The 11,030-nt window shown below is 62.7% G+C and carries 11 protein-coding genes; 4 read left to right on the plus strand and 7 right to left on the minus strand.

The annotated features are described in order from the left end of the window. Window positions 1-546: 546 nt before the first annotated feature. Together AX703_RS00080 and AX703_RS28765 are read left to right on the plus strand one after the other, a co-directional pair. Window positions 547-1,041, plus strand: coding sequence for a hypothetical protein (locus tag AX703_RS00080; RefSeq protein WP_156451851.1), 495 nt, complete (start codon window positions 547-549; stop codon window positions 1,039-1,041). Beyond that, window positions 945-2,204 (plus strand): methyl-accepting chemotaxis protein, encoded by a 1,260-nt coding sequence (locus AX703_RS28765; protein ID WP_197423566.1) that lies wholly within the window; start codon window positions 945-947, stop codon window positions 2,202-2,204. The genes AX703_RS00080 and AX703_RS28765 overlap by 97 nt, the downstream gene beginning before the upstream one ends. Window positions 2,205-2,278: 74 nt before the next feature. Here AX703_RS28765 and AX703_RS00090 read toward each other — a convergent pair whose 3' ends face one another. The 6 genes from AX703_RS00090 to AX703_RS00115 all read right to left on the minus strand — a co-directional run bounded on the left by AX703_RS00090 (window position 2,279) and on the right by AX703_RS00115 (window position 9,531). Further along, window positions 2,279-2,578 carry a hypothetical protein gene (locus tag AX703_RS00090; protein WP_039335315.1) on the minus strand — a complete coding sequence of 100 codons (300 nt, stop codon included), beginning with the start codon at window positions 2,576-2,578 and terminating at the stop codon, window positions 2,279-2,281. A 484-nt stretch (window positions 2,579-3,062) separates the two neighbouring features. Then, on the minus strand, window positions 3,063-3,578 hold the full coding sequence (locus AX703_RS00095) for a hypothetical protein (protein ID WP_039335317.1): 516 nt from the start codon (window positions 3,576-3,578) through the stop codon (window positions 3,063-3,065). Between the two features lie 247 nt (window positions 3,579-3,825). Continuing rightward, window positions 3,826-6,477: a methionine synthase gene (metH, locus tag AX703_RS00100; RefSeq protein ID WP_062341733.1), complete on the minus strand. Its 2,652-nt coding sequence runs from the start codon at window positions 6,475-6,477 to the stop codon at window positions 3,826-3,828. A 5-nt stretch (window positions 6,478-6,482) separates the two neighbouring features. Continuing rightward, window positions 6,483-7,559 carry a homocysteine S-methyltransferase family protein gene (locus AX703_RS00105; protein ID WP_062341735.1) on the minus strand — a complete coding sequence of 359 codons (1,077 nt, stop codon included), beginning with the start codon at window positions 7,557-7,559 and terminating at the stop codon, window positions 6,483-6,485. Beyond that, window positions 7,556-8,512 carry a methylenetetrahydrofolate reductase [NAD(P)H] gene (gene metF, locus AX703_RS00110; RefSeq protein WP_062341737.1) on the minus strand — a complete coding sequence of 319 codons (957 nt, stop codon included), beginning with the start codon at window positions 8,510-8,512 and terminating at the stop codon, window positions 7,556-7,558. The genes AX703_RS00105 and metF overlap by 4 nt, the downstream gene beginning before the upstream one ends. Beyond that, window positions 8,509-9,531: a metalloregulator ArsR/SmtB family transcription factor gene (locus tag AX703_RS00115; RefSeq protein WP_156135800.1), complete on the minus strand. Its 1,023-nt coding sequence runs from the start codon at window positions 9,529-9,531 to the stop codon at window positions 8,509-8,511. The genes metF and AX703_RS00115 overlap by 4 nt, the downstream gene beginning before the upstream one ends. A 212-nt stretch (window positions 9,532-9,743) precedes the next feature. Here AX703_RS00115 and AX703_RS00120 point away from each other — a divergent pair, with 212 nt between their 5' ends. Next, a complete protein-coding gene (locus tag AX703_RS00120) occupies window positions 9,744-10,046 on the plus strand; it encodes a hypothetical protein (protein WP_039335329.1) in 303 nt (100 codons plus the stop codon). A 61-nt stretch (window positions 10,047-10,107) separates the two neighbouring features. Beyond that, window positions 10,108-10,329 carry a hypothetical protein gene (locus AX703_RS00125; protein WP_062341738.1) on the plus strand — a complete coding sequence of 74 codons (222 nt, stop codon included), beginning with the start codon at window positions 10,108-10,110 and terminating at the stop codon, window positions 10,327-10,329. On the opposite strand, the gene AX703_RS00130 is transcribed toward AX703_RS00125, so the two are convergent. After that, window positions 10,299-10,559: a ribbon-helix-helix domain-containing protein gene (locus AX703_RS00130; RefSeq protein WP_062341740.1), complete on the minus strand. Its 261-nt coding sequence runs from the start codon at window positions 10,557-10,559 to the stop codon at window positions 10,299-10,301. The genes AX703_RS00125 and AX703_RS00130 overlap by 31 nt on opposite strands. Window positions 10,560-11,030: the final 471 nt, after the last annotated feature.

Genomic DNA, 11,030 nt, shown 5'->3' on the forward strand with positions numbered 1-11,030 from the left:
GTCCGTCCAATCTCCGCCAAGCATGCTCAAGCTTCACGATTTTTGCAACAGAGCCCGCCCGACAGCTTTTCAGGCCTTCCGCTGTCGAGCCACTTTGGGAAAGGCAAGCGCAAGCATTTAGATCGTGAGGCGCGGTAAGCGCTGTGGAGGGAGGGCGGCACGGTTGCTTGCTGTTGGTTGTGCCGCCGGTGTCAAGATCGCCTGCCTGTGCGGGCCACCCTCCAAACTCGATGATGTCGTACGTCTGCGGCAATTCTGTCGGTCACCCAGATAGCGTTAATCTTTTCTGCAATGTCTGGCCTTGTAACACTTTGTACAGCGTCAAGTTTGTTCGGGGCAGCAAACTTAGGGCCTTAATGTGGCCAGGCTATAACACCTCGTGTTTGCCGGGAAGGGCCAGCAATCATTTTCGTGGCCCTTTGCAGTCTACCAACTCACGCGAAATCAGACACGGGGGGTCTGGACATGATCAGGCAAACAGTGCGCAGGGGTGGCACGTTCGTCATCTGTGCTCTTCTGGCTCTTTCAGCATTTGCAGCGTTCGGCATGTCACAGATTCGCTTGGGCGGACCTTTGCACGAGAGGCAGAAACTGACCGGCGAGTACCTCGCAGATATCCTGCCTCCACCGCAGTATGTCATCGAACCCATGCTGGAAGTCACCAGGATCGTGCAGGATCCCGCATCGCTTGACCTGCGCCGCCACCGGCTTGCCGAGCTTGAAAGGGTCTATCACGACCGCTCGCGATACTGGGCGGCCAGCGAGCTTGATGGCGATCTCAAGCAGCGTCATGAGAAAGACGCTATGATGCAGGCGGACCGCTTCTGGCAACTTGTCGACACGGAACTGCTGCCTGCGGTCGAGCGGGGCGACATGGAAGCTGCAGCAAGGGTCTATCGCAAGGCTGACGCATTTTTGATGCACATCGCACTGCCATCCAAGCCTTGTCCCAGGAAAGCATCCGCCGCAACGCCCTTGCTGAAGAGGAAGCACTGGGAACGGTGCAGACTGTCCTTGGCCTGCTTGGCCTGGTTGCCCTGAGCGCAATGGCCCTAGTCGGCTTTGGCCTGCACAGGCTCATGTCGAGTGCGCTCGACCCGATGCTTGCAGCGGCGCGGACGATGCGCACCATGGCCGAAGGCGATCTGGAAGCGGGACGCTCCCAGCTTCACCGCGACGACGAGGTGGGCGACATGACCCGTGCTATCGAGAGTTTCCGAATTGCAGCCCAGCACCAGCGAGCGGTGGAGGCAGAAGTGCGCAAAGTCGTTGCGAGTGTTTCATGCGGTCTGGACGCGCTGGCGAGAGGAGACTTTGACCATCGGCTTCGCGAAGCCTTTGCCCCGGAGTTCGAGAGCTTGCGCAGTACATTCAACGTGAGCCTTGAAACTTTGGGGAAAGTTGTCGGAGAAGTGTCCAGCTCGGCAGGCCGGGTCGCGATCGCGGCAGAGCAGATCGGTGCGGCATCGAGCGACCTTGCGCATAGAAATGTGGCGCAGGCAGGCAGCGTCGAGGGCAACCTCGAAGCACTTGGAAATGTCCTTGCAATGCTGGAGACAAGCGAAAGCCTGGCTGGCGAGATCCGGCTGAACGTATCGCGGGCGCACGAAGAGGCGGTGCAGGGCGGCACTGTCGCCGCCGAGGCCGTCGATGCTGTTCATGCCCTGGAAAAGTCCTCCAGCGACATCGAGAAGATCGTGAGCCTGATCGACGGAATTGCCTTCCAGACGAATCTCCTCGCGCTCAATGCTGGCGTGGAAGCAGCCCGCGCGGGCGAGGCCGGCAGGGGCTTTGCTGTCGTTGCCAGCGAGGTCAGGTCTCTGGCGCAACGTGCAGGCGATGCTGCTGCCGACATCAGGACCGTGATTGCCGCTTCAGGCGACGAGATTCGCTCCTGCGTGCTCCTGGTCGGCCAAACCGGCGCGGCGCTCGAGCGGATCGTGGCAGGCATGGGCATGGTGGCTGAAAATGTCCGGACGATTGTTGCCAGCATGGGGGAGCAGACGCATTCGCTTAGCACTGTAAAGTGCGCGTCTCAGGCGATTGCCGAGGTGACGCAGCATAATGCAGCCATGGCCGAGCAATCAGACGCGGCAGCCAGGGCCCTCATCAGGGAGGCGCAGGACCTGGACGGGCTCGTTCGCCGTTTGCGCAGCCACCCCGCGGCCGTCAGCGCGTCTGCGCCGCTTCTGCAGGCTGCGTGATAACGCCAGGACGAACGCAACGTTCTTCACGGCTTGCCGGAGTGGGCTCCTGGGCACTGCGCGGGCGCGTGTCTCTACCGGAAGAACGTGCCGACCGGGCTTGCCGAGGGAGGCGCCGCTTCAGCCACAGGACGGTTCGGGGTGGCCGTGTCGCGCGCATCGGAAAAGCTGCCGGGCAAGATGGATGAGACGAACCTGCAGAGCGCTTCGGCTTCAACTTCCTTGCCTTCGATCGTGAGGCGCAAGGTGCAGTCCTCGATTTGCCTGGTTACCGCGCGCTGGACAGCAACAGGCTGGTCGCGGACGGCTGCAAACGCGAGCTTGAGAAGCTCCGTATCGAATTGTCCGGCATTGCGTTTCGTTTGACGGCTCACAGGGTGGCTCCTTCCAGAATGTGTCATGGCAGAGCCGCGAGAGGAACACGAAAGAGGCGACATATCTGAGTTTGCTGGCTAGCACCCGGTGCGCAGTTGGGCAGAGACCAATTCCAGTTCCTGCAGATCTTACGTCAGGAAGCAATGCTTTTGAAGCCCCGCATCAAGGCCGCGGACTTCGACACGGTTCGTTACTGGCGGTGCTCGTTCCTGTGATATGCCGCGAGACGTCGCGGCATGCCTCTCCGAGCCAGCCGCGCGACTCTTGCATCGCCCGAAACCAGCAAATGCGCCTCGGCAAGACTGCAGTGCCATTCGAGAATCCCGACAGGCCGCTTGCCCGGCCTGCGCCAGGAATCAGGGACATGGACGCGTCCTCAACCTGTTCTTGGTCCGGGATCCGGTCTTTGCGCCCTGCAACGACAAGACTGCTACGCTGGGTGGATCGTGCTGGGCAGATCGAGCTTGGTGCTGGGGTCCTGCATCAGCAGAACAGGGTCTGATTGGCCTCGAGGACTCGGGCCTGATGGACCATCAGCATGGCGTACGTCCGACCCGCGGCCGTATGGATGATGGCTGGTTGCAGATCGATCTGGATTGTTCCCTGATTTGCCAAACGCGCCTCGCAATAGAGACCTTTGAGGCCTTCTGCTGCAAGGAAGACAGCCTGATCGTAATAGGCAAGGTGGCTCCTCAGCAGGGAAACAGCAATTGTTGCCCGCGTTTGGTCAATCTGCAATTGTTCGAACAATCGCAGCCGCAGCTTTTCGTCAAGATGAGCGCCTTGCCGCAGCACCTTATGGAGCTTTGTCCGCAAGACGCCCAGCCGGTCGGCCATGTGGGCCAGAGGAATGACCTGGCGAGTCAGCTCGCAGTTGATCAGCCGCTTGTAGGCTGTCTGCTCGGTATCAGCAGTGCCTTGTCCAGCGCGGTCTCCATCGCTCCCGCTGGCATACCTCTGGTTGAAAACGGTGACTGGCGTAATGGCCCCATCCAGCATAGCAGCGTTCCCCTTTGCCTGCATGGCACCACAGGCAGTCTTGCCCGGTCAACTTTATAATCCGTGCCTTTCGCGTGAAGGTCGGGGCAGAAGGTCCCGAGCCAAGTCCTGCTCGCTGCGTTCTGTCACAGGCCCTGTTTCGGGGGCGCGCTCAGACCCTAGGCGACGCTGGAAGGTCATGGCAGTGCCCAAGCGATCGGTGACTTTCGAGAGCAGCCATGTGCCATGAATGCAGGGGAGGGGCGTGTCAGTCCAGATTGGGCCGGAGCCAGCGCTCCATGACGGACACGTCCCAGCCGCGTCGGCCGGCATAGTCTTCGAGCTGGTCGCGGCCGATGGTCGCGACACCGAAGTACTGGCTTTCGGGGTGGGAGAAGTAGAAGCCCGATACCGCCGAGGTCGGCAGCATCGCCTGCGATTCGGTCAGCGTGATGCCTGCCGTGTTGGTGGCATCGAGCAGGTCGAACAGGATCGGCTTGAGCGTGTGGTCCGGACAGGCAGGATAGCCGGGCGCCGGGCGGATGCCGCGGTACTGCTCGCGGATGAGTGCTTCGTTGGTCAGCTGCTCGCCTGGGGCATAGGCCCACAGCGTGGTGCGGACGTACTGGTGCAGGCGTTCGGCAAAGGCTTCGGCAAAGCGGTCGGCCAGGGCCTTCAGCAGGATGTCCGAATAGTCGTCGTTGTCGGTCTTGAAGCGGGCGAGGTGTTCGTCGATGCCGTGGATTCCGACGGCGAAACCACCGATCCAGTCGCCCGCAGGGTCGATGAAATCTGCGAGGCAGAAGTTGGCCCTCCCCTGTCCATTTGGGCCGCGGCTCTTGATGAACTGCTGGCGCAGGAACGGCAGGCGCACCGAGAGCTCGTCGTCGTTCGGGTGCAGGATGACGTCGTCACCGTGCCTCGCGCAGGGCCAGAACTGGGCGACGCCCCTGGCCGTCAGCCACTTCTCGGCGATGATCTTTTCAAGCATCGCGCGGGCGTCGGCATAGAGATTGCGCGCGCTTTCGCCGACCACTTCATCTTCAAGAATCGCAGGATAGGTGCCTGCCAGTTCCCACGAGCGGAAGAACGGTGTCCAGTCGAAGCATTCGACCAGATCGGTAAGGTCCCAGTCCTCGAACACGTGGCGTCCGGGCTGTTCGGGTGGCGGGGCCTTTTCCGAGAAGTCCGGCGCGAAGGCATTCAGGCGCGCGTCTTCGAGGCTGAGCAGCTTCGATGCGCCCTTGCCTGCACGCGCATCGCGCACGTGCTGGTAATCGGCGGCGGTGGCCTTGATGAAGCCCTGCGCCTGCGTATCGGACAGGAGCTGCGAAGCGACGCCAACGGCGCGGCTGGCGTCAAGCACGTGGACGACCGGGCCATCGTAGGCCGGGTCGATGCGCAGCGCGGTGTGGACCTTGCTGGTCGTCGCCCCACCGATCAGCAGCGGGATGGTCATCCCGGCACGCTGCATTTCCTCCGCCACGGTGACCATCTCGTCGAGCGATGGCGTGATCAGGCCGGACAGCCCGATCATGTCGACCTGTTCCTTCTGCGCGACGTCGAGGATCGTCGTCCACGGCACCATCACGCCCAGGTCGATCACTTCATAGCCGTTGCACTGCAGGACCACGCCGACGATGTTCTTGCCGATATCGTGAACGTCGCCCTTGACGGTAGCCATGATGATCCGGCCTTTCGCCTTGGCGCCCTCTTCCTTCTCCGCCTCGATGAACGGGATAAGGTGGGCAACCGCCTTCTTCATCACGCGTGCCGATTTCACCACCTGCGGCAGGAACATTTTTCCTGAGCCGAACAGGTCGCCGACCGTGTTCATGCCTTCCATCAGCGGGCCTTCGATCACCTCGATCGGGCGACCGCCCCGTGCAGCGATGGCAGCGCGGGCTTCCTCAGTATCCTCCACGACGAAAGCGTCGATACCTTTGACCAGTGCGTGTTCGAGGCGGCGGACGACGTCCCAGCCGCGCCATTCCTCGGCCTCCTTATCGGCGACCTTGTCCTTGCCCTTGTAGCTTTCGGCAAGCTCGATCAGGCGCTCGGTCGCGGTCTGGTCACCGCCTGCGGCAGGCGCGCGGTTGAGCACCACGTCCTCGCAAGCCTCGCGCAGAATGGGGTCGATCTGGTCGTAGATGTCGAGCTGGCCGGCGTTGACGATGGCCATGTCCATGCCCGCCGGAATGGCGTGGTAAAGGAACACCGAGTGCATGGCGCGGCGCACCGTCTCGTTGCCGCGGAAGCTGAACGAGAGGTTGGACAAGCCGCCCGAGATGTGGACGTGCGGGCAGCGCGCCTTGATCTCGCGCGTGGCTTCGATGAAGTCGAGCCCGTAGTTGTCATGCTCCTCGATGCCGGTAGCGACGGCAAAGACGTTGGGATCGAAGATGATGTCTTCAGGCGGGAAGCCGATGCCGGTCAGAGCCAAGTAGGCGCGTTCGCAGATTTCGACCTTGCGGTCCTTCGTGTCGGCCTGCCCCTTCTCGTCGAAGGCCATGACGACGACGGCGGCGCCATAATCCATGCACAGGCGGGCGTGGTGAAGGAACGCGTCCTCCCCCTCCTTCATGCTGATCGAATTGACGATCGGCTTGCCCGAAACGCACTTGAGACCTGCTTCGATGACTTCCCACTTCGAGCTGTCGATCATCACCGGCACGCGAGCGATGTCGGGCTCCGCAGCGATCAGCTTGAGGAAAGTGGTCATCGCCTCGACCGCGTCGAGCAGGCCCTCGTCCATGTTGACGTCGATCACCTGCGCGCCGTTCTCGACCTGCTGGCGCGCGACTTCGACGGCCTTGGCATAGTCGCCGGCAAGGATCAGCTTCTTGAACGCGGCCGAGCCGGTAACGTTGGTGCGCTCGCCGACGTTGACGAAACGCGAGCCGGTAAATGTATCGGTCATGGAAATCAGGCAGCCATAACAAAAGGTTCAAGCCCGGCGAGGCGGGTAACGGTGGCAGGCACGGCCATCTTGCGGGGCGGCAGGGCTTGCACCGCCTGCGCCATTGCGGCGATGTGAGCCGGCGTGGAACCACAGCAGCCGCCGAGCACGTTGACCTGGCCTTGGGTTGCCCATTCCTTGACGAGGCCCGCCGTGGTCTGCGGCATCTCGTCATATTCGCCGAGCTCGTTCGGCAGGCCGGCGTTGGGATAGACCATGATCAGCGTGTCGGCGATTTCCGACAGCGCCTTCACGTGCGGGCGCAGCTGGGTGGCGCCGAACGAGCAGTTGAGGCCAATGGTGAGCGGCTTGGCATGGCGGATCGCGTACCAGAATGCCTCGACCGTGTGGCCCGAAAGGTTGCGGCCCGAAAGGTCGGTCAGCGTCATCGACATCATGATCGGGATCTCGCGACCGAGTTCCTTCTCGACCTGGCGCACCGACATGACGCCGGCCTTGGCGTTGAGGGTATCGAACACCGTCTCGATCAGGATGAAGTCCGCGCCGCCTTCGACAAGGGCATGGACCTGCTCGGCATAGACGTCGACGAGGTGGTCCCAGTCGATCTCGCGGAAGCCGGGATCGTTGACGTCGGGGCTAAGCGAAAGAGTCTTGTTCGTGGGGCCGATGGCACCGGCGACGAAACGGGGACGCTTTATACCCTTTTCGGCATCCTTTGCAGTGAACTCATCGGCCACTCGGCGGGCGAGCCTTGCCGATTCCACGTTGATCTCGCGCACCAGATGTTCGGCGGCATAGTCAGCCTGGCTGATGCGGTTGGCGCTGAAGGTGTTGGTCTCGGCAATGTCGGCCCCGGCTTCGAAATAGGCGCGGTGGATCGATTCCGGCACTTGCGGAGCGGTCAGCGCCAGGATGTCGTTGTTGCCCTTCTGGTCCTTGGCCAGGCCCAGCGTTCCGGCATAGTCCGCCTCGGACAGCCTGAAGTTCTGGATCTCGGTGCCGAACGCGCCATCGGTGATCAGGATACGCTTGGCAGCCTGCTCAAGGAAAGCGGTGCGGGCGGCGGAAGGAAGCAAGGTCACGCGGCTTTCTCCAGCGCCGGAGCCTTGGGACGAAGGCCAAGCAGGTGGCAGATCGCGTAGGACAGTTCGGCGCGGTTGAGGGTGTAGAAGTGGAAATCGCGCACTCCGCCGGCATAGAGGCGGCGGCAGAATTCGGCCGCGATGGTCGCGGCGACGAGCTGGCGCGAGGCGGGGTGGGTGTCCAGCCCTTCGAACAGGCCGTCCATCCAGGCCGGGATCGCGGCGCCACAGGCCGCGGCGAACTTGCGCGTCTGAGCAACGTTGGAGACGGGCAGGATGCCGGGCAGGACCGGTGCGTCGATGCCCGCTGCCGCCAGCTTGTCGCGGAAGCGGAAGAAGGTTTCGGGTTCGAAGAAGAACTGGCTGATCGCACGGGTGGCGCCAGCATCAAGCTTGCGCTTGAGGTTGTCGATGTCGGCTTGGCTGCTCGGCGAATCCGGGTGCGATTCCGGATAGGCGGCCACCGAAATCTCGAATGGCGCGATCTGCTTCAGGCCGGCCACCAGCTCTGCAGCGTTGGCATAGCCATCCGGGTGCGGCGTGAACGGCACGCCGGGGGCGCCCATGTCGCCACGCAGGGCAACGATATGGCGCACGCCGGCTTCCCAGTAGCTTTCGGCCACTTCGCGGATCTCGGCCTTGCTGGCATCAACGCAGGTCAGGTGCGCTGCGGCGGGAAGGCGAGCTTCCCTGATGATGCGGGCGACAGTGCCGTGGGTGCGGTCCCGGGTCGAGCCGCCGGCGCCATAAGTTACCGATACGAACTTCGGCTGCAGCGGCCCCAGCGTTTCGACCACGTCCCACAGCTGCGCCATCAGCGCGTCCGTCTTCGGCGGGAAGAATTCGAACGATACGTTGATGTCGCCCGGCAGCCCGGCGAAAAGCGGGGTGTCGAGCGCAGTGCGGGCTTCGCGCAATTTGTCGTAGGTGGGTTGATCGTAGCTGGCGTTCATGGGGCTTTCCGGCTTTGCCGTGGTTCAAGTTGCGCCACGCTGTCTTCCCGGCGCGTGCCGGTCCAGAGCTTGACGACGAGTTCATGACCCGCGAGCGCGCGGGTTTCGTGGGGCACGAAACCGGCATCGCGCAGCATCGCCTCGATCTGGGCATCGGAGAAGCCGAGGCGGGCGTGGGCGTGGGTCTGGCGCAGGTCTTCGCGATCGTGCGCGGCGAAATCGACGATGGCGATGCGGCCGCCCGGCGCGGTGACGCGGGCAGCGCCCGCCAGCACGGCTTCGGGTGCCTGGGCATAGTGCAGGACCTGGTGGAACAGCACCGTGTCGAAGCTGCGCGCGGCGAACGGGATCTGCGCGAAATCGCCTTGCACCAGCTCGACACTGTCGGCGCGCAAGTGCTGGAGCCGGGCGCGGGCAATGCGCAGCATGTCGTGGCTCTTGTCGAAGGCGACGACGTGGCTGGCATGCGGTGCCAGCAGTTCGGCGATGCGGCCGGTGCCGGTCCCGACATCGAGCACGCGGCCCAATCTGCCTTGGGATGGCGTTGCCTCGCCTGCAAGATCGAGCAGCATCTCGGTCAGCGCGGCTTCTACCGGGCCATCTTCGATATGGAGCGAGCGCAACTCGTCCCACTCTTCGGCATGGCGCGAAAACCAGTCGAGAGCGTGGGATTCGCGCGAGGCGCGGATCGCGTCGAGGTGCTGGCGGTCTTCGGCGCAGCGACGGCCGAAGGCGGTGTCCTCGTGCTCGGCCACGGCGAGCAGCCGTGCGATCGCAGCGGCCAGCGGTCTGTCCGAGCTTTCCGAGATCGAGCTGCGCAGGAACACCCAGGCGCCTTCCTTGCGACGCTCGGCCAAGCCCGAATCGCACAGGATCTTGATATGGCGCGACACGCGCGGCTGGCTTTGCCCCAGCACTTGCGCGACTTCGCCCACCGCCAGCTCCATGCTGGCAAGGAGGCGCAGGATGCGCAGGCGCGTCGGGTCGTCGAGCGCGCGAATGGCATTTTCAAGGTTCATGTGGGGCTTCATATAAAGAAACCTTTATGCCTGTCAATTGATATAAGGCTTTTGTTATATCAATTGTTATAGTTTTTCCAGTGCCTGCCTATTTTGCGCACAGGATGCATTTGCCTTAGCCTCTGGCCACTTATAGAACAGCCTCGTTCGGCTTCACGCCGGGCGGAGTTCCGTCCGCGAACAGCCCAGAAACAGCCCAGAGAGGGAATTCGATGAAGAAGTACGCAAGCCTCGCGATCGTCGCCTCAGCAGCCCTTGCCCTTTCGGCATGCGGCAAGTCCGACGATGCATCCGAAGCAGCTGCCGAGGACACGGTGGAAATGCCCGCAGACGAACTGCCGGCAATGGAGCCTTCGGCTGCAGCGGCTCCGATGGCACCTGTGGTTGATGCTTCGGCAGCAGCGGATGCCGAAGCCAACGCCGTGCGCGATACTGCCAACAATGCGGCAGCGGTGGCAGCCGCGGCACAGGCTGCGGCTGATGAAGGCGAAGATCCGCAGACCCCGGCGCAGTAAAGACACAAGCGGGCGACGCGCTCACGCGCCGCCCGCAACCTTAGCCCCCGCAACCTTAGCCATGGCGACGCCCCGCGACACATTCCGCATATTCGCCATCGCTGCACTGGTCGGCCTTGTCAGTGCGTGCGGTCCAGGCGAGGACGAGAAGCCCGGCGGCGTATCGCGGGATGACGCAAAGGCACTGGATGCTGCGGCCGAGATGCTCGATGCCCGCGCGCAGCCTGCCCTGCCGGAAGCCACGGTTCCCGTTCAGGAAGCGCCCATGCCGTCCGCAAGCTGACTGCGCAGACGCGCCACGAGCCACAGCCTGATTGCGCCGGCGAGCCCTGGCGCCACTTCCACCCTGATCCTCTCGGCATCGATCCGCGCAACCAGCGCATTGATCGGCATGCCCTCGGCGGCAGCAGCTTCGCGCAGCATGTCCCAGAACATCGGCTCGAGGCTGATCGAAGTCTTGTGTCCGGCAATCTCGACCGAGCGCTTTGCCGGCGGGTGGTACGGGTTGGTCATGCGCCAGGGATTGGAATTATTGGGGGTGGCCCGCAACCCGCCTCGCTCCTCCCCCTGCATGATGGCAAGAGGCTACGAAGCACTGAGCGAGAAGGAGCAGGAGTCCGACAACTTTCTGCAGTTATTAGCCTCTGGCAGAAAAATAAGCCGAAGTCATAAAGCTGGTCATAAAAAGCGACGATCAGTCGCACATGTCTACGCACCCAAGCGAACAACCGACACATCCCCTATCACGATGGAAGCCTCTCCTTTTACCTCGGAGAACAGCTACCAGAACGATGAGCCCAATGACAATGAGTCACCATGGAACTGTCACCCCTCCGATGCCGACTGACGATTGAGTGAGGTGGTCTCGCCTTCTTGGACAGTTTGGCGGCTGAGTTAAGCTAATCCCGGTTGTCGTTCATGCCGCCTGCTTGATCATCAGATCATGGGGGGCATGCCCCCCATGATCTGATTGCCCGATCCGCC

This window comes from Novosphingobium sp. CCH12-A3 (assembly GCF_001556015.1).
GTDB classification, from domain to species: Bacteria; Pseudomonadota; Alphaproteobacteria; order Sphingomonadales; family Sphingomonadaceae; genus Novosphingobium; species Novosphingobium subterraneum.